This is a genomic window from Actinomyces wuliandei (assembly GCF_004010955.1).
In the GTDB taxonomy this organism is placed as follows: domain Bacteria; phylum Actinomycetota; class Actinomycetes; order Actinomycetales; family Actinomycetaceae; genus Actinomyces; species Actinomyces wuliandei.
In genome coordinates this window covers 2,012,379-2,030,283 of sequence record NZ_CP025227.1, presented here as the reverse complement: position 1 = coordinate 2,030,283, position 17,905 = coordinate 2,012,379, and the positions used below count along the sequence as shown (strand labels likewise).

General features: G+C 70.5%; 13 protein-coding genes. 9 read left to right on the top strand and 4 right to left on the bottom strand.

Going from position 1 to position 17,905, the window contains the following annotated elements; all coding sequences use genetic code 11:
* Positions 1-44: 44 nt before the first annotated feature.
* Positions 45-1,652 carry a coiled-coil domain-containing protein gene (locus CWS50_RS08400; protein WP_127843357.1) on the bottom strand — a complete coding sequence of 536 codons (1,608 nt, stop codon included), beginning with the start codon at positions 1,650-1,652 and terminating at the stop codon, positions 45-47.
* 397 nt (positions 1,653-2,049) lie between these two features.
* Between CWS50_RS08400 and CWS50_RS08395 the strand changes: the two genes are divergently transcribed.
* From CWS50_RS08395 to CWS50_RS08385, 3 genes are all read left to right on the top strand, one after another.
* Positions 2,050-4,074, top strand: a complete 2,025-nt coding sequence (locus CWS50_RS08395; protein ID WP_206610391.1) for a hypothetical protein — start codon at positions 2,050-2,052, stop codon at positions 4,072-4,074.
* Complete coding sequence (locus CWS50_RS08390; RefSeq protein ID WP_127842429.1) at positions 4,071-5,090, top strand: DUF8094 domain-containing protein; 1,020 nt, start codon at positions 4,071-4,073, stop codon at positions 5,088-5,090. The genes CWS50_RS08395 and CWS50_RS08390 overlap by 4 nt, the downstream gene beginning before the upstream one ends.
* 199 nt (positions 5,091-5,289) lie before the next feature.
* Positions 5,290-6,279 (top strand): tetratricopeptide repeat protein, encoded by a 990-nt coding sequence (locus CWS50_RS08385; protein WP_127842428.1) that lies wholly within the window; start codon positions 5,290-5,292, stop codon positions 6,277-6,279.
* 139 nt (positions 6,280-6,418) lie between these two features.
* Here the strand turns inward: CWS50_RS08385 and CWS50_RS08380 are convergent, their stop codons facing one another.
* The 3 genes from CWS50_RS08380 to CWS50_RS08370 all read right to left on the bottom strand — a co-directional run bounded on the left by CWS50_RS08380 (position 6,419) and on the right by CWS50_RS08370 (position 10,183).
* Entirely contained in the window at positions 6,419-6,628 is a 210-nt protein-coding gene (locus tag CWS50_RS08380) for a hypothetical protein (protein WP_127842427.1), read from the bottom strand.
* A 17-nt stretch (positions 6,629-6,645) separates the two neighbouring features.
* Positions 6,646-7,251, bottom strand: a complete 606-nt coding sequence (locus CWS50_RS08375) for a hypothetical protein (RefSeq protein ID WP_127842426.1) — start codon at positions 7,249-7,251, stop codon at positions 6,646-6,648.
* Positions 7,252-7,816: 565 nt separating this feature from the next.
* Positions 7,817-10,183, bottom strand: a complete 2,367-nt coding sequence (locus CWS50_RS08370) for a glycogen/starch/alpha-glucan phosphorylase (RefSeq protein ID WP_127842425.1) — start codon at positions 10,181-10,183, stop codon at positions 7,817-7,819.
* 391 nt (positions 10,184-10,574) lie between these two features.
* Between CWS50_RS08370 and CWS50_RS08365 the strand changes: the two genes are divergently transcribed.
* The 6 genes from CWS50_RS08365 (at position 10,575) to CWS50_RS08340 (ending at position 17,891) form a co-directional block, all read left to right on the top strand.
* Entirely contained in the window at positions 10,575-11,663 is a 1,089-nt protein-coding gene (locus CWS50_RS08365; RefSeq protein WP_127842424.1) for a BMP family lipoprotein, read from the top strand.
* Between the two features lie 75 nt (positions 11,664-11,738).
* Entirely contained in the window at positions 11,739-13,370 is a 1,632-nt protein-coding gene (locus tag CWS50_RS08360) for an ABC transporter ATP-binding protein (RefSeq protein WP_127842423.1), read from the top strand.
* Positions 13,367-14,665: an ABC transporter permease gene (locus CWS50_RS08355; protein ID WP_243118252.1), complete on the top strand. Its 1,299-nt coding sequence runs from the start codon at positions 13,367-13,369 to the stop codon at positions 14,663-14,665. Before CWS50_RS08360 ends, CWS50_RS08355 begins: the two co-directional genes overlap by 4 nt.
* A gap of 3 nt (positions 14,666-14,668) precedes the next feature.
* A complete protein-coding gene (locus tag CWS50_RS08350; protein ID WP_127842422.1) occupies positions 14,669-15,961 on the top strand; it encodes an ABC transporter permease in 1,293 nt (430 codons plus the stop codon).
* A 56-nt stretch (positions 15,962-16,017) separates the two neighbouring features.
* Entirely contained in the window at positions 16,018-16,530 is a 513-nt protein-coding gene (locus tag CWS50_RS08345; protein ID WP_127843355.1) for a cytidine deaminase, read from the top strand.
* Complete coding sequence (locus tag CWS50_RS08340) at positions 16,527-17,891, top strand: thymidine phosphorylase (RefSeq protein ID WP_127842421.1); 1,365 nt, start codon at positions 16,527-16,529, stop codon at positions 17,889-17,891. The genes CWS50_RS08345 and CWS50_RS08340 overlap by 4 nt, the downstream gene beginning before the upstream one ends.
* Positions 17,892-17,905 lie beyond the last annotated feature (14 nt).

Here is a 17,905-nt window from a genome sequence, read left to right as displayed (position 1 = left end):
CCCCCACTTGCGTCTCCTTCCCGGCACAGCCGGAGGCCAGGCCGTTAGCGTCTGCCCCTGCGTCGGGGAGAGGATCCGGACCGCTCTGGCGCCTGCCGGGAGCCCTGTCGTCTTCCCTGTGAGTCCTCCCGGCCGGAGGACTGCTCGAAGGCGCTTGCAGAACCGGGGCTGGCTGCTGCGTCCTCAGGCTCCCCACTGTCCTCGGCGCCCTCAGGGCCGGAGGAGGACTCCTCCGCCTCGGCAGTGTCGGTGGCAGCGGCCTCGGAGCCAGGGGCGCCGCCGTGGCTGTCTGCGGCCTCACCGTTAGTCTCGCCCCTGGCTCCGGCCTCACCCTCCTGTGCCGTCGCCTCTGGGGAGGTCTTCAGGGGGGTCTCTAGGGAGGTCAGGGCAGGGGCCTGGGGCAGGGAGCCCCCCAGGACGCCGCGCATCTCAGCCAGGTAGGTGGACACGGAGTCACGCTGGCGCTCGAGCTCCTCGAGCTGCCGAGTGGCGACGGTGGCGGTGACGTCGGCCTCCGCGCGGGCGTCGGCGACGATCTGCTCCGCCTCCAGGCGGGCCTGGGCGATGGTCTCCTCAGCCTTGGCCAGTGCCTCCTCCTGCCGGGCGCGGGTCTCCGCGTCAGTACGGGCGCGTACCTCCTCCGCCCGGGACAGGGCCTCCTGCAGGCGGGCCTCCGCGTCCTGGGCCTGGGCCTGGGCCTGCTCCTGCATCTCCTGGATGCGCTCCCTGGTGGCGTCGTGGGCGTCGGAGTCCTCCTGCGCGGCGGCCTCGTGGGCGGCGGCGATCTCCAGGGTCGCCTGCTGCCTCAGCTCGGTGGCCTCCGCGCGGGCCGCGGCGGCCTCGTCGGCCGCAGTGCGCCGCAGGGTCTCCGACTCGGTGCGCGCGGAGGTGAGGATCTCCTCGGCCTCGCGGCGCGCCTTGCCCAGGGTCAGCTCCGCCTCCTGCTTGGCGTCGGAGACGATCTCCTCGGCAGTAGCGGCCGAGGAGGTCCGCAGCTCGTCGGCCTCGGCAAGCGCGGCGTCGCGCTGGGTCGTGGCGTCACGCTCGGAGGAGATAGCGATCTCAGCAGCCTGCTTACGGGCCTGGGACAAGATGAGGGCCGCCTCACGCTCGGCGGAGGCCCGTAGCTCGGTGGCTGCCGACTCTGAGTCGGCAGTGATCTGGGCTGCCTTGCGTTCTGCGGCGGCGACCAGCTCGCGGGAGCGGGCGTCGGCGTTGGCCAGGGTGGTGGAGGCCTCACTCTCCGAGCGGGAGCGGAGCTCGCTGGCCTCACGGCGGGCCTCGGCCAGCATCGTGGCAGCCTCGGAGGCGCTGCGCTCCGACAGGTTCTTGGCGTTGGTGCGGGTCCGCGTCAGCAGTGCGTCCGCCTCGGCGTTGGCCTTGGACAGCACCGAGGCGCTCTGCTCCTCCGCGCTGCGGAGAAGCTGCTCGATCCGGGAGCCCAGGCCCGCGTAGGTGGGCTTGTCCGACTCCCGGAGCCGACGCTGCGCGTCCGCCAGCTCTCCCGCAAGGGTCATTGCTCTCTGGTCCAGGCTGGCGACCTCGCGGCGGGCGTCAGCCAGCTGGCGGTTCAGGGTCTCGATCCGCTGGTCAACCTGGGCACGGTCGTAGCCGCGCATGGTGATGGCGAACTCGCTGAGCTCCTCGGGCACGTCTTTCTCCTCCTGCCGGGCGGTCAGGGTCACCGCCACTGCCCAAGCGTAGCGAGGCGACGGCTCGACGTGCAGACTCAGTCGAGGGGATGTGCAGACGCGTTCGGGGGCGCCTGAACTGTTGTCAGGCCCGCGTAGGTGCCCCGCAGGGGTGTGCAGACGCGTTCGGGGGGCGCCTGTGCCTGGCTGGCGCCCAGGCCACTTCGCTCAGCGCGTGGATTCCTGTGATCTTGCCGGGTCCTACCAGCGTCGCGGCGGTGGTCGTGCGATTCTGTTCCTCTGCTGGCGCCCGGGTGCGCTGGCAGCGGCTGAGGGCCTGCGGGCAGAGTCCCCCGGGCCTGAAGGTCCGTGTCCGTGTCCGCGAGCAGAGGAGATCCACGTCGTGAGGCGACGTATCGTGAGCGTGATCGTGACCGTCCTCGGACTGGTGGCCATTGCCCTGGCGGTGTGCTCCGCCACCGTCTGGAGGCCCAGTCCGACGGTCGAGGCCACCCTGGCCAGTAGCCCGACCCAGCCCTACCTGGTCACCGAGCCCGGGGTCCTGGGGACTGTCAGCTCTGAGGTCACGGTGGAGGCGAGCGCGCCGGGCGACTCTGAGGTCACGGTGGTCGTCGCCCGGGCGGCCGACGTCCAGGCCTGGCTCGCCGAGGACCCCTACGTGTCGGTGACCGGGCTGGCAGAGGGCTCCGAGACACTGGAGTCCACCGACGTGACCGAGGTGTGCGGCGACGAGGCCTCCGCCCAGGACGCCGACCAGACCGCCGAGCCGACTCAGGGGGCTGGTGCGGACGCCTCCGCGCAGGCCTCGGCGCAGGAGTCAGGCTGCGTCCCCCGGGAGGCGACCGGCAGCAACCCGGTGGGCTCCGACCTGTGGATCGACGAGCACGCGGGGACCTCCAGCGTCAGCTTCACCTACTCGGCCACTAACGCACAAAACGTCATCCTTGCGGTGACGGACGGCCAGGAGGCGGCGCCGACGCTGACCCTGAGCTGGCCGCGCACCGTGTCCACGCCCTGGTACTTCTACGCGGGGCTCGTGGTGGGCGGGCTGCTGGTCCTGGTCGGTGTCTTCCTGTTCCTCATTGACATCCAGATGCGCTACGCCGACAGGCGACGCCGCTCCCAGGCGGCTGAGAAGGCCGCGCGGATCGCGGTCGCGGACGAGGTGACCACGGCCGGGCTGCCCCGTCTCGACGACCCTGACCGCAAGCTGACCCGCCGCGAGCAGCGTGACAAGGAGAGGGCTGAGGCCGCAGGCCTGGAGTGGGTCGACCCGCGCACCGGGCGTGTCCACGTCAACGGTGTCGAGGTCCCCGACGTGCCGGGAGCCCCGGAGGCCTTGGGAGCGCAGGACGCCGGGCAGTCTGGTGACGCGGCGGGCGTGCCCGGGGTACCACCCGGGGAGGCCACCGGGTACTGGGGCGGCCAGGATGCTGCCGGGAACGCTGAGGCGGCAGGCAGCGCGTCCGTGGGCAGCGGTGAGGAGACCGTGGTCGTCCCAGCTGTCCCAGACGCTGGTCCGGCTGATGCTGGCTCGGGTGCTGGCCCGGCTGGTGCCCCTGACGCCGAGGTGGACGCTGAGGTGGGCGCCGGGGAGGGCGTCGAGTCAGGCCCCTGGACCTCCTCGACGTCCCGCTTCGCCCCGCCAGGAGCGGGGGCCTCCCAGCCCGTGCCGGGGGCGGCAGTGCCTGCCGCTGGTGAGGAGGTGGACGGCGAGGTGGTCCAGGACGGTGCCCCTGAGCCGTGGGGGTATGCGGCCCCGGGCCGGGAGCCTGTGTCACCTCAGGTACCGGCTACGGTGCCCGGCGCACCGCACCAGCCGCAGGAGCAGCAGTACCAGGAGCACCAGCAGCACCAGGGCCAGCAGGAACCCGGGCAGCCGCAGGTGTGGGACTGGTCGCCTGAGCCGGGCATGTGGGGCTGGCCGGGGCGGGAAGGTGCCGCCCCCCAGGTGCCTGAGGATCCCCAGGTGCCGCAGGACGTGCACGTGCCGCCGCACGGCCAGCCCCAGCAGCCTCAGGCGTCCTACGGTCAGCCGCCGCGCGAGCTCAGGCTTCCAGAGCCCTCCCCGGAGCAGCAGGCTGGCTGGGGTCCGGAGTCTGTTCCCCAGCAGGTGGAGTCCGAACCCCAGGGGTGGCAGCCGCAGGGCGAGGGGGACCTGCCGGGAGCCCAGCCCTGGCAGTCCTTGCCCCTGGGAACAGGACAGCAGGCTGGGCCTGACGCCGCCTCTGGCCAGACCGTCCCCGAGGCTGGCCCCGGTCGGCCTGAGGCCCGGGCGATGAAGGCTCCGCTTCCGAGCATGGCGGGTCCCCAGGATGAGGTCGAGGACCCTGCAGTGACCGCTGAGGTCGCAGCGGTCCAGGCCGAGCCCGTCGCGCCCTCCTCCGACGAGGCGGCGCCCAACCACGAGGAGCAAGCATGAGTACCAGCCGTCGAGCCCTACTGACGGGCGGCGCGGCCTCCGCCGTCGCCCTTGCCCTGGCAGCCTGCGGGCAGGACCAGCCGGTGGCGACCCCGGAGGTGACTGAGAGCGCCGTGGCCGAGTCGGTGCTGAGCGCCGAGAGGCTGACTGAGGTGCTGGAGCGCATCAAGAAGGGGATGGATGCCGCAGACAAGGAGAAGAACCCAGACCTCCTGTCCGGCTACGTCAACGGCCCCGGGGTCAGGATCCGCCAGGCCCAGTACTCCCTGGCTACCGCCACCGAGGACGACTCCCAGGTCCACGTCCTCCCGGCCACGACGAGCCAGACGAGCTCGGCAGGGGTCACCCTGGACTTCCCGCGCGTGGCGATCAACGTCACTGACGCCTCCGACGACGTCGCCCCCTACCTCATGGCCCTGCAGCAGGACACGGCGCGGGACAACTTCCAGCTGTGGGCCTGGGTCCAGCTGTTTGCCGGGGCCGAGGTGCCCCCCATCGCCTCTCCCGCCGGCGGCTCCGAGCAGGTGGTAGCCGACAGCGGCGGCCTGGTGTCCACACCACAGGAGGTCCTGGAGTCCTACGTGGGCGCCCTCAACGACCCTGACGGTGACGACGGGAAGGCCTGGGCGGACGACGCCCTCCGCCAGAAGGTGGAGGCGGACCGCGCCATTGACCTCGGTGAGGTGGGCGAGGTCTCGGTGGCTGCCTCGGCAGGCAGTGACGGCTTCCTGGGGCTGCGCACCGATGACGGGGGGGCCATCGTGGTGACCACCCTGTCCTACACGACCACGCTGAGGCGGACGGTGGATGGCTCGGAGGTGACGCTGCAGGGGCCTGTGGCCTCCCTGGTGGAGGAGCCTTCGGTGATCGGGACCGTGACCGCTACATACGAGGCCATGGTGGCCTTCGCCGTCCCTGCCGAGGGCGTTGACGGCAGTCCTGTGGCCCTGGGTGCCGAGGCGGTCCTGGCGAAGGTGGAGCGCGACGACGACCAGGCTCCCGCCGCACAGGACTAGCGCCGCACAGGACTGGCTCAGGACTAGCCGCGGCCGGGCGGGGCAGGAGCGGGCTCTCGCTTGGCCCTGAGCGGAGACCCGCCCGGGCACAGGACCGGGCGGCGTCACGGTGACACAATAGTCCGGTCTGCGCGCAGGAGTGCGCGTCCCTGTCGGTAGTCGGGCACAGTCGGGCGCTGCCCGGGGAAGGCTGTCATCCATGTCCATGTTCGGTGCTGTTGACCTGTCCGGCCTGGTCCCCTCGACCGGCTCCTCGGGGGCAGCTGCCCCAGGGGCCTCAGGGTCTGGGAGCCCAGCAGGCCCCGCAGCCGCAGGCCGGTCCCCGGGGCAGCCTGGTGCCAGCGAGGCTGGCGGGGGGCTGCCCCTGCCGCTGGTCGTCGACGTCGATGCCTCCACCCTGCGTGAGGCGGCTGAGCTCAGCACCCGCGTTCCGGTCGTCGTCGTGCTGCACACGCCACGCAGCCAGGCCTCCTCCGACCTGGCCGACCTGCTGGCGCGTCTGGCTGAGGACTACGCGGGCCGGTTCCAGGTGGCCCGGGTGGACGTGGACGCCGCTCCCGAGGTCGCCCAGGCCTTCCAGGCCCAGGCGGTCCCGGCTGTCCTCGCTCTGCTGGCTGGCCAGCCGGTGCCCCTGCTCCAGGGCGGTGCCACCGAGCCTCAGCTGCGTGGCGTGCTGGACCAGGTGCTGGAGGTGGCTGCGGCCAACGGCGTCACTGGGACTATCGCCGTCGGTCCTGGTGGCTCGGGGGCTGGGCAGCCGCCTGCCGAGCCTGAGGAGACCGAGGTGGAGAAGGCCGCCCGGGAGGCCATCGAGGCCGGGGACTACGCTGCGGCGGAGGAGGTCTACACCCACGCCATCAACCAGAACCCGGCTGACGACAGCCTCCGGGCCGCCCGCAGCCAGGTGAGGCTGCTGGCCCGCATGGACGGTGAGGACCCCCAGGCCCTCCTGGCTGCCGCTGACGCCGCTCCCCAGGACCTCCAGGCTGCCCTGGCCGGTGCTGACGCCGCCCTGGCCCTGGGGGACGTCAACGCCGCCCTGGGGCGGGTCCTGGAGGCGGTGCGCTCCCACACTGGTGAGGAGCGGGAGGAGGCCCGCCTGCGCGCACTGGAGCTCTTTGAGGTCATTGGTGCCACCACCCCGGAGGTCGCGCGCGCCCGCCGCATGCTGGCCAGCCTCCTGTACTGAGAGCCGCTGAGTGCTGCGGGGCTGAGACTGAGTCCCTGCCCGAGGCGCGCTCCTGGCGATCCTGCCTGCGGCGGGCCAGGCCCTGCCCAGGGCCTGGGTCCAGAGGTTTGCGTCCCCCGTGACCTGCTGCCCCGGGAGGTCAGCGCTCCTGGCGGCCGGGCAGGTCCTGGTCGTCTTGACTGCCGTTCCGGCCTGTGAGCCGGGCCGCTTCTCCGCCGAGGGCGCCTGCCACGAGGAGAAGGACCAGGACCAGGTAGAGGACGGTGCCCGGCGTCGCGGTGTCCCCGACCAGGGCGGAGGCCTGCAGGACGCCGCTCACGGCGAGGCCGACGACGCAGGGAAGGCGCATGCGCCTGAGGAACCTGTTCACCGGCACCCCCGGGACCCACGCTTGATCTCGCTTACTGTGAGCCAGTAGTGGACTTTGATGCAGTTTCCATGACTGTAGTAGCTAGCTGCGTGCGCGGCCCAGTTGCCCTCAATAGCGGCTCCAATAACAGCAGGGGCCCCGACTCCAAGTGCAGCAGCAATACTATATAGCCCAGCCCACATGGCTCCTTCCCGTGAGAGCGAGTCGGTCTCGGCCTGGTTGAGTACCCACCCAGTTCGAGTCCATATCTCAAAGGAGACGATGTCGCCGGTCAGGTCATTCGGCCTCCCTGCCTGACCGCTTTCATCTCGACTAAGAGTGTAGCGATGGCTGGTACCGTCAACGGTGTCGGAGAAGGAAACGACTGCCTGCTTCCCATCGTCATTATATTCGACCGTGGGCTCGGTAAACCTGGCAATGTAGTCTAGCGCGGCCTGCAGGGTCTCCTGCTTGTCAGGAGCGTTCTCGGTGCCGACGTCTACGCTGGTGGGTGTCGATGTTGGTTGGGCTGTTGCTGTGGCGGCACTGGCGAGCAACAGGGCTGCGCAGGCGGCTGCCGACAGCCTGGTGACCAGGCTGTGCCTCATGGTAGTGGTTTTCATGGTGGTAGCTTCCTACCAAGACGTTGTCTGATGGCGTATCTCGCAGGCCGGTATCGCGGAAATGCTGTGAGCTCTCGCTTTGTCCCGTGGTAGACGACCTGCACTGCATAGTGCTTTCTCCTGCTGTGGTATGTCAACGGTCTCAGGTCCCCTTAAGGCGGGTGGACCCGTCGGTGAAAGGTTTCAGTGGTGAGATTCTCCCGTGTGCGCTGAAGCGGCTCGGAGGTGCCTAGCATTCATGAGGCGCAGCAGGAGGCGGATGCCTGCGGCAAGAGCTGAAGGAGACAGGATAGTTGGTAGAAGTCTGTGAGGAAGTTTCTGGGAGCAAACTTGCTGAGTGTCTCCTGGTAGTGGCAGCCTCAATCAGCTGCCCGGGCGGGCGTGGCCCCGGTCCCGACGCGAGCGGGCCGGGGCAGGCGTCCCTGAACGCCCAGCCCGGCAGAGACGACGAGGCAACGGAGAAGAGGCAACGGAAACGTCAGAGGACAACACGGTACCGTGTTGTCCTCTGACGTTTCCGTTGCCTGAGGTTGCCTGAGCGGGCGCGGCCCCGGCCGCCCAGTGCTCAGCCCACCGGCGCGGGCTCGATCCTCCACACCTCGCGGGCGTAGTCCTGGATGGTACGGTCGGAGGAGAAGCGGCCCGAGCGGGTGATGTTGACCCAGGCGCGGCGCTGCCAGGCCCTCTGGTCGGCGTGGTCGGCGGCCATGGCGTCCTTCTTCTCGCGGTAGGCGGCAAAGTCGCCCAGCACGTAGTAGACGTCGGCGGGCTCGTAGGAGGGCTCCAGGAGGCTGCGGCGCAGGTCGGCAAACCACCCCGACCCGTTGTCGTCCAGGGTCCCGTCGGTGAGGGCGTCCAGCACGCGCTTGAGGCCGGGGACGTTCTCGTAGTGCCACACCGGGTCGTAGGTCTGGCGCAGGGTGGGCAGCTCGTCCTCGGTGGCGCCGAAGATGTAGGCGTTGTCCTCGCCCACGGCCTCCAGGATCTCCACGTTGGCCCCGTCCAGGGTGCCCAGGGTCAGGGCGCCGTTCATCATGAACTTCATGTTGGAGGTCCCGGAGGCCTCCTTGCCTGCGGTGGAGATCTGCTCGGAGACGTCGGCCGCTGGGATGATGTGCTCGGCGGGGGAGACGTTGTAGTTGTGGATGAAGACCACCTTGAGGGTCTGGGAGACCACCGGGTCGTTGTTGACCAGGTCGGCCACCGCGTTGACCAGCTTGATGACGCCCTTGGCCCGGATGTAGCCGGGGGCGGCCTTGGCGCCGAAGATGAAGACCCGCTTGGGGACCTCCAGGCCGGGGTCCTGCTTCATGCGGAAGTACAGGTCCAGGATGTAGATGGCGTTGAGCAGCTGGCGCTTGTACTCGTGGAGGCGCTTGATCTGGACGTCGAAGATCGCCTCGGGGTCGATCTCCACACCCTCGCGGCTGGCCACCCAGGCGGCGAAGTCAGTCTTGTTGGCCCGCTTGACCTCGGCCAGGCGGTCGTAGACCGACTCGTCGACGGCGTCGGTGTAGTCCGCCAGGACGGTGAGGTCCTTGACCCAGGCGTCGGAGCCGGTGACCTCGTCCAGGAGGTCCGCCAGGCGGGGGTTGCACTGGCGCAGCCAGCGGCGCGGGGTCACCCCGTTGGTCTTGTTGTTGAAGCGCTCGGGCCAGATGTCGTGCCACTCACCCAGGGTCTCGCGCTTGATGATCTCGGTGTGCAGGGCGGCCACGCCGTTGATGGAGTAGGAGGCGTAGCAGGCGATCCAGGCCATGCGCACCGACCCGCCAGCCAAGGGGGCCATGTAGTCGATCCTGCCCTGGTCCAGGCCGCGGCTGGCCATCTCCAGGCGGAAGCGGCGGTCGATCTCCCGGACGATCTCGGCGATGCGCGGGAACAGCCGGTCGAAGATGGACATCTCCCAGGTCTCCAGGGCCTCCGCCAGGACCGTGTGGTTGGTGTAGGCAAAGGTCCTGGTCACCACGTCCCAGGCCTGCTCCCAGGAGAGGTGGTGCTCGTCCATGAGCTGGCGCATGAGCTCGGGGATGGCCAGGACCGGGTGGGTGTCGTTGAGCTGGATGGAGTTGTAGTCGGCGAAGCCGGTGAGGTCCTCGCCGTGCTGGTCCACGTAGTTGTCCACGATCTGCTGGAGGGAGGCCGAGCAGAAGAAGTACTGCTGGCGCACCCGCAGGACCTTGCCCTCGTAGGTGGTGTCGTTGGGGTAGAGGACGCGGGAGATGTCGGCGATACGCTCACGCTCGACGATGGCGTCGGTGAAGCGCTGGGAGTTGAAGGCCTCGTAGTCGAACTCCTCCACCGGCTCAGCCTTCCACAGGCGCAGCGTTCCCACGTTCCTGGTCCCATAGCCGGTGACAGGCATGTCGTAGGGGATGGCGCGCACGGTCATGTCCTGGTAGCGGACCAGGCGCTGGGCCTCCTCACGCCGGATGACGAAGGGGTAACCCTCCTCCATCCACGGGTCGGGGTGCTCGGTCTGGAAGCCGTCCTCGAACAGCTGCTTGAACAGGCCGTAGCGGTAGAGGATGCCGAAGCCCCACACCGGCAGGTCCAGGGTGGCGCAGGAGTCCAGGAAGCAGGCGGCCAGGCGTCCCAGCCCGCCGTTGCCCAGGGCGGCGTCGGGCTCCTGCTCCAGGACCTGGGAGAGGTCCTGGCCGAAGGCGCCCACCGCCTCGCGCGCCTGGTCCACCAGCCCCAGGTTGGTGAGGTTGTTGAGCAGCGCCCGTCCCATGAGGAACTCCGCGGAGAGGTAGTGCTCCATGCGTCCGGCGCGGTACTTCTGCTGGGTGGCGTACCAGTCGTCCGCGATCGCGTCGACGACGGCGGCGGACAGTCCCTGCCAGACCTCCATGGGGGTGGCGGCGTCGGCGGGACGACCGGAGACGGCGCGCACCTGGGCGGGCACACTCGTGACCAGGTTCTGAGTCATTGCTTCTTTCCTCGTCGGGGCACATGGACCAGCAGCCGCGCACAGCGGGCGGCAACGCCTAGAAGCCTACCGCGCCAGGCGGCCCCAGCGGCCGGGAGGGCGTGTGACGAAGCGCTGAACGGGACCGTGCCGCACCTGCGGGGGAGGGTGCTGCGCCTCGACCGGACGCACCTCAGCAGGACCGTCGTGCCGCACCTGCGGGGAGGATGCCTGGGAGAGGTGGTGGGGACCGGCTGCCTGCGGCCGCTGGGGGTGGCCGGAGCAGGCTGGCTGCAGAAGTCCGCGTCGTCAGCCTGCGTCGTTTCCCTGGGTGGCACCGTGAGCGCAGTATCCTTGTGCGGGCGCGGGCGGTGTGGCTCGTGCTCCCCGAAATCCTGCTACGGAGGTCCCGATGAAGAAGACCCGTCCTGCGCTGGCGCTCGGCCTGCTTGCCTCTCTGGTCCTGACCGCCTGCGGCGCGGCCCCGGACGACAGTACCTCCGGCGACGGGGCGGACAGCGACTTCACCGCGTGCATGGTCTCTGACGAGGGCGGCTTTGACGACCAGTCGTTCAACCAGTCCGGGAAGGAGGGCCTGGACCGGGCCAAGGAGGAGCTGGGGGTGGCGACCATTGCGGTGGAGTCGGAGAGCTCCTCGGACTACCCGGCCAACGTCGACTCCCTTATCCAGCAGGACTGCGACCTCGTCATCGGCGTCGGCTTCAACCTGGCCGCAGACCTCACGGCGGCCGCGCAGGCCAACCCGGACAAGAGCTTTGCCCTCATCGACTCCACCTTCTCTGACACCGAGGGCGAGCCGGTGGAGCTGGACAACGCCAAGCCGCTCATCTTCAACACGGCCGCAGCCGCCTACCTGGCGGGCTACGCGGCGGCGGGCGTGAGCAGCACGGGCACCGTGGCCACCTACGGCGGGATGCAGATCCCCACGGTGGAGATCTTTATGGAGGGCTTCGCCAGGGGCGTGGACAGGTACAACGAGGACAACGACGCCTCGGTCACCGTCCTGGGCTGGGACCCCGACAATCCCGGCCAGGGCTCCTTCGTCGGCGACTTCTCGAACACCGGCAAGGGGCAGTCCCTGACCGAGCAGTTCCTCTCCCAGGACGCCGACGTCATCATGCCAGTGGCCGGCCCCGTGGGGCTGGGCACCCTGTCCACGGTCGAGGCCTCCTCCGGTGAGCAGGCCGTGGTGTGGGTGGACTCCGACGGCTACGAGTCCACCGGCTCTGGTGACCTGATCCTGACCTCGGTGGTCAAGGAGATCGGCGCCGCCGTCTACAGCACCGTCCAGGAGGCCACCCAGGGTAGCTTCTCCTCCCAGCCCTACATCGGGACCCTGGAGAACGAGGGGGTGTCCCTGGCGCCCTTCCACGACTACGACTCGAAGGTCCCCGACCAGGTCAAGACCAGGATCGAGGAGCTGCGTCAGCAGATCGTCGACGGGTCCCTGGATGTGTCCACACCCTACGACCCGTCCTGAGCCTGCCGTGCCGCATCCTGCCGAGTGCCCTGCTGACGGCGCCCTGAGGCCTCTCCGACCGGAAGCGAGTCCTGCGTGAAGCTTGAGCTGCGTGGTGTCACCAAGACCTTCGGGTCCTTCGTGGCCAACGACCGTATCGACCTGACTGTCGAGCCCGGGCAGGTCCACGCCCTCCTGGGGGAGAACGGCGCGGGCAAGTCCACACTCATGAACGTCCTCTACGGGCTCTACCAGCCCGACGGCGGCCAGATCCTCATCGACGACGTCCCGGTGTCCTTCTCCGGGCCGGGCGACGCCGTGGCCGCAGGGATCGGCATGGTCCACCAGCACTTCATGCTCGTCCCCGTGTTCACGGTGGCGGAGTCGGTGGCCCTGGGCGACGAGCCCACCGGGCCGGCAGGGATCATCGACACCGCTGCCGCCTCCGCCAGGGTCACCGAGATATCGGAGCGCTTCGGGTTCGACGTGGACCCGCGCGCCCGTATCGAGGACCTGCCCGTGGGAGTCCAGCAGCGCGTGGAGATCATCAAGGCGCTGTCCCGCGACGCCCGGGTGCTCATCCTCGACGAGCCCACCGCCGTGCTCACCCCCCAGGAGACCGACGAGCTCATGGCCGTCATGCGGGGGCTGAGGGACTCCGGGACCTCGATCGTCTTCATCACCCACAAGCTCCGGGAGGTGCGTGAGGTCGCCGACACCATCACCGTCATCCGGCGGGGGAGGGTCGTCGGCACCGCCGAGCCCACCGCCTCCGCCGCCGAGCTGGCCAGCCTCATGGTGGGTCACGACGTCTCCCTGACGGTGGACAAGGCCCCCGCTGACCCCGGGGAGGACGGCCTCGTCCTGGAGGACCTCACCCTGCTGGACCAGGACGGCGGCTCCGTGCTCGACGACGTCAGCCTGCACGTGCGCTCCGGGGAGGTCCTGGGCGTGGCCGGGGTCCAGGGCAACGGGCAGACCGAGCTCAGCGAGGTGGTCCTGGGCCTGCGTGCCCCCGCTGCGGGCCGTGTGCTCCTGGGGGGCCGTGACGTCACCGGTCACAGCGTGCGTCAGCGGCTGCGCGGCGGCCTGGGGTTCGTCCCCGAGGACCGCGCCAGCGACGGCATGGTCGCCGACCTCTCCGTGGCTGAGAACATGGTCCTGGACCGCTACGACGACCCTGCCCTGGGACGGGGGCCCTCCCTGTCCCCGGGGCTGGTGCGGCACAACGCCGAGAGGCTGCGCGAGGAGTTTGACGTGCGGGTCGGCGAGGTCACCGACCCCATCTCCACCCTGTCAGGCGGCAACCAGCAGAAGGCCGTCCTGGCTCGTGAGCTGTCCCGTCCCCTCACGGTGCTCCTGGCCTCCCAGCCCACCCGGGGCCTGGATGTCGGCTCCATCGAGTTCGTCCACCAGCGGCTCGTCGCCGAGCGCGACAAGGGTACGGCCGTGCTCATCATCTCCGCCGAGCTGGACGAGATCTACGCCCTGTCTGACCGTATCGCGGTCATGTACCGCGGCCGGGTGACCGGTGTGGTCACCCCGGACACGCCGCGCGACGTGCTGGGCCTCATGATGGCGGGCGCGTCCCCCTCCCAGGCGGGTGCCCAGGAGGACTCCGCCCAGGGGGAGACGGGCGCGCACGCCTCCGAGGGAGCCGGGAGGGCCGGGAACGAGGGGACTGAGATGAGGTCGGGCAAGAAGACAGAGAGGAGCCAGGAGCAGTGACAGCGGTCCCGTCCACTCCGGCCACCCCCGGTGGCCCACCTGCTGACCCCTCCGGTGAGCCGTCCAAGGACCTGCCCGGCGGCCCGGCCCGCCCCGGGGTCCTGCGGCGGGTCGCGGAGTCCACGGCCTTGGCGGGAGTCCTCGCCGTCGTGTCGGCCATGATTGTCGGCTCGGTCCTCATCCTCGTCGCCGACGAGGAGGTGCGGACCACCGCCGGCTACTTCCTCGCCCGTCCCAGCGACTTCCTCGGTGCCGCAGGCTCCAGCCTGACCGAGGCCTACGCCTCCCTGCTGCGCGGCTCGGTCCTGGACTGGAGGGCGACCACGGCCACGCGTATGGTGCGCCCTCTCACCGAGACGCTGACCAACGCCACCCCCCTCATCATCGCGGGCCTGGGCATGTCGGTGGCCTTCCGTGCGGGCCTGTTCAACATCGGCGGCCAGGGGCAGGTCGTCGTGGGCGGGATCCTGGCCACCTACGTGGGTATCGCCTGGGACCTGCCCGTGGTCGTCCACCTGCCGCTGGCTGTGCTTGCCGCGGCCCTGGGCGGGCTAGTGTGGGGCGGTGTCGCAGGCCTGCTCAAGGCCAGGACCGGTGCCAACGAGGTGATCGTCACCATCATGCTCAACTCGGTGGCGGGGTACCTGCTGGCCCAGCTGCTGACCACCGCCACCTTCATCGGTGAGGGCGGCACCAACCCCAAGTCGCTCTACCTGGCGAGGTCCTCCCACTACCCGCTGCTGCTGGGGGAGTCCTTCCGCCTCCACGCGGGCTTCCTGGTCGCCCTGCTGGCGGCAGGGGGCGTGTGGTGGCTCATGGACCGCTCGCGGCTGGGCTTCCAGCTGCGGACCACCGGCCTCAACGCCGAGGCGGCCCGCACCGCTGGGATGAAGGTGTCCCGGGTGACCGCCGTGGCCATGATGGTCTCCGGTGCCCTGTGTGGCCTGGCCGCTACCGCCCCGGTCCTGGGGACCCAGAGGTACCTGGGGCTGTCCGTGGCGGGGACCATCGGCTTTGACGCCATCACTGTGGCTCTCCTGGGACGGTCCACGCCGCTGGGTACCGTCCTGGCGGGCCTGCTCTTCGGGGCACTGAGCGCCGGAGGCACCACGATGCAGGCAGCCACGGGCACACCGGTCGATATCGTCCTGGTCCTGCAGTCCACCATCGTGCTGTTCATTGCCGCGCCCTCCCTGGTGCGCGCCCTCTACCGGCTGCCTGCCCGGGGCTCGTGGAGGCGCCAGCAGGAGGCCGCCGCAGCGAGCACCCCGGCCCCGACCGTCAGGGAGGCCTGAGCCATGGCTATGACTACCGCCTCGCCCGCCCTCGGCTCCTCCCTCCCCAGGAGCGCGGTGGCCTCAGCCGCCAAGATACCCATGGGGCTCAAGATCCCGGTCGCCGGAGTCGTGGTGACGGTCCTCCAGGTGCTCATGGCGCTGTCGGCCCACGGCTCGACGCGCTTCGCCCTGGCGACCCGCTCCGACCTCCTCGCGCTGCCTGTCCTGGCCGTCCCGGCGCGGGCCGCGATCCTGGTCCTGGCGGTGCCCGCCGTGGTCGCCACGAGCTGGGCGTGGTGGCGCTCCTGGCGGCGCGAGGGGGTCGGCGCGGGGGCGGTGACCGTCCTGGGGGCGGCCTTCGTCCTGGCTTTCCTGACCTGGGCAGGCGCTGGCCGGGACACCCTCGTGCCGATGGTGACTATCCTGTCCTCGGCACTGGCGCTCAGCGTCCCCCTGGTCTTCGGGAGCCTCGCCGGCCTCATCGGTGAGCGCTCCGGGACCATCAACATCGCCATCGAGGGCCAGCTGCTGGGCGGGGCCTTCCTGGGGGCCGTAGTCGCCTCCGCGGCCTCGACCCCCTGGGCTGGGCTGGTCGCCGCCCCTGCGGCGGGTGTGCTTGTCGCCCTCCTGCTGGCCCTGTTCGGGCTGCGCTACCGGGTCAACCAGATCGTCATGGGGGTGGTGCTCAACGTCCTGGTCCTGGGACTGACCGGCTTCCTGTTCTCCACGGTGCTCTCCCGCGACCCCGGTCTCAACCAGCCGTTGCGCCTGCCGGTCATCCCGGTTCCCGGCCTGGCCCAGGTGCCTGTCATCGGGCCGGTCCTCTTCCGCCAGACCATCCTCGTCTACCTCATGTACGCGGCGGTGGCCTTCTTCTCCTTCATGCTGTTCCGCTCCCGGTGGGGCCTGCGGATGCGTGCGTGCGGGGAGCACCCCAAGGCTGCTGACACGGTGGGGATCAACGTCGTGCGCACCCGAGTGGCCAACCTGGTGCTTGGAGGTGCCCTGGCGGGACTGGGCGGTGCCTTCTTCACCGTGGGCAGCGGCCTGTCCTTCACCAAGGACATGGCTGCAGGCAACGGCTACATCGCCCTGGCGGCCATGATCCTGGGCGGGTGGCGTCCGCTGGGGTCTCTGGGCGCGGCCCTGCTCTTCGGCTTTGCCACCTCGGTGGGCCAGACCCTGTCGGTGGTCGGCAGCCCGGTTCCCGCCAACGTCATCCTCATGATCCCCTACGTGGTGACTATCCTGGCCGTGGCCGGTTTCGTGGGCAAGGTCCGTGCCCCGGCCGCTGAGGGGGTGCCGTACCCGTGACCCCTGGCCGTGAGGGCACCGAGGCTGGCAGCGCTGCGCGACCAGGATCGCGCCGGGTGGCTCCCGCAGACGTGGACGGGGCCACCTGGCAGGCGCTGTACACGCTGGCCGTGGAGGCTGCCTCCTGGGCCTACGCCCCCTACTCCCGCTTCAGGGTAGGCGCGGCGGCCCTGGTGGACGACTCCCGCACCGTCAGTGGCTGCAACGTGGAGAACGCCTCCTACGGGGTCACGCTGTGTGCTGAGTGCGGCCTGGTCTCCGAGCTGGTCCGCTCTGGGGGAGGTCTGCTGGTGGCCCTGGTGTGCGTGGACGCCCACCACCAGCTCTGCGCCCCCTGCGGTCGCTGCCGCCAGCTGCTCAGCGAGCACGCGGCCCCGGGGCTTCGACTGGCCATGCCCTCTGGGATCATGACCATTGACGAGGTCCTGCCTGACCGGTTCTCCGGCTCGGACATCACCCGGGTCACCACGACCCTGGCCCCGGACGGCCCAGGCGCCTATCCCTGGGGCACGGACAGCCAGGGCGGGGCGGTCCCGCATCCCGCTGTCAGGAAGGAGGTCGGCACATGAGCGACCTGGCCGAGCCCTGCGACGCCGTCGAGCCCTTCGACGCCGTTGACGTCATCGCGGCCAAGCGGGACGGGTACCGGCTCAGCGACGCCCAGATCGACTGGGTGGTGGACGCCTACACCCGTGGTGTGGTCGCCGAGGAGCAGATGAGTGCCCTGGCCATGGCTGTCTACCTGCGGGGGATGGACTCCGCCGAGACCGCCCGGTGGACCCGGGCCATGATCTGCTCCGGGGAGCGTATGGACTTCTCCGGCCTGGGGCGCCCCACCGCTGACAAGCACTCCACCGGGGGCGTGGGGGACAAGATCACCCTCCCCCTGGCCCCGCTGGTGGCGTCCTTCGGGGTGGCCGTCCCCCAGCTGTCAGGACGCGGCCTGGGGCACACCGGGGGCACCCTGGACAAGATGGAGTCGATCCCCGGCTGGAGGGCCGACCTGAGCCGTGACGAGATCATGTCCGCCCTTGGACCCGGGGGACCCGGTGCGGTGGTCTGCGCGGCCGGGCCGGGCCTGGCTCCCGCTGACAGGCGCCTCTACGCGCTGCGTGACACGACCGCCACCGTCTCCTGCCTCCCTCTGATTGCCTCCTCGATCATGTCCAAGAAGATCGCCGAGGGAACCGGTGCCCTCGTCCTGGACGTCAAGGTCGGCAGCGGGGCCTTCATGAGGGAGCGGGACCAGGCACGTGAGCTGGCCCGCGCCATGGCGCACCTGGGCCGGGAGGCGGGGGTGAGGACCCGGGCGCTGCTCACCGACATGTCCACGCCGCTGGGGCTGACCGTCGGCAACGCCCTGGAGGTCGCGGAGGCGGTAGAGGTGCTGGCTGGCGGCGGGCCGACCGACGTCGTGGACCTGACCCTTGCCCTGGCGGGCCAGATGCTCGACGCGGTTGGCAGGCCGGTGGAGGAGCACCTGCTGCGTCAGGCACTGACAGGCGGGCGTGCCATGGACGTGTGGCGCCAGATGGTGCGCCGTCAAGGAGGCGACCCGGACGCGCCCCTGCCCCGCGCCGCGCACACGCAGGTCGTCCCCGCCCCCGCCAGCGGTGTGCTCACCCGGCTGGACGCCCTGGCGGTGGGGGTGGCGGCCTGGCGCCTGGGAGCCGGGCGCGCCCGGAAGGAGGAGCCGGTCCAGGCGGTGGCGGGGGTGCGGCTGCACGCCAAGCCGGGTGACGCTGTGACCCGGGGGCAGCCTCTGCTGAGCCTCCACACGGCCACGCCCGAGCGCCTCGACCGGGCGACCCTTGCCCTGGGGGGCGGTATCGTCGTCTCACCGGCTGGCTCTCGTGAGGCAGCCCAGGCACGTGCCCGTCGTGAGGCTGGCGTGGTGCTGGAGGCTCTGACGGAGGGACTGGCCGGGTGAGGCAGGCCCTGGCC

Bases quoted from the DNA above. Each gene is read 5' to 3' on its own strand.
- CWS50_RS08340 (WP_127842421.1), top strand. From the start codon at position 16,527: ATGAGCGACCTGGCCGAGCCCTGCGACGCCGTCGAGCCCTTCGACGCC.
- CWS50_RS08375 (WP_127842426.1), bottom strand. From the start codon at position 7,251: ATGAAAACCACTACCATGAGGCACAGCCTGGTCACCAGGCTGTCGGCA.
- CWS50_RS08370 (WP_127842425.1), bottom strand. From the start codon at position 10,183: ATGACTCAGAACCTGGTCACGAGTGTGCCCGCCCAGGTGCGCGCCGTC.
- CWS50_RS08380 (WP_127842427.1), bottom strand. From the start codon at position 6,628: ATGCGCCTTCCCTGCGTCGTCGGCCTCGCCGTGAGCGGCGTCCTGCAG.
- CWS50_RS08365 (WP_127842424.1), top strand. From the start codon at position 10,575: ATGAAGAAGACCCGTCCTGCGCTGGCGCTCGGCCTGCTTGCCTCTCTG.
- CWS50_RS08350 (WP_127842422.1), top strand. From the start codon at position 14,669: ATGGCTATGACTACCGCCTCGCCCGCCCTCGGCTCCTCCCTCCCCAGG.
- CWS50_RS08385 (WP_127842428.1), top strand. From the start codon at position 5,290: ATGTCCATGTTCGGTGCTGTTGACCTGTCCGGCCTGGTCCCCTCGACC.
- CWS50_RS08390 (WP_127842429.1), top strand. From the start codon at position 4,071: ATGAGTACCAGCCGTCGAGCCCTACTGACGGGCGGCGCGGCCTCCGCC.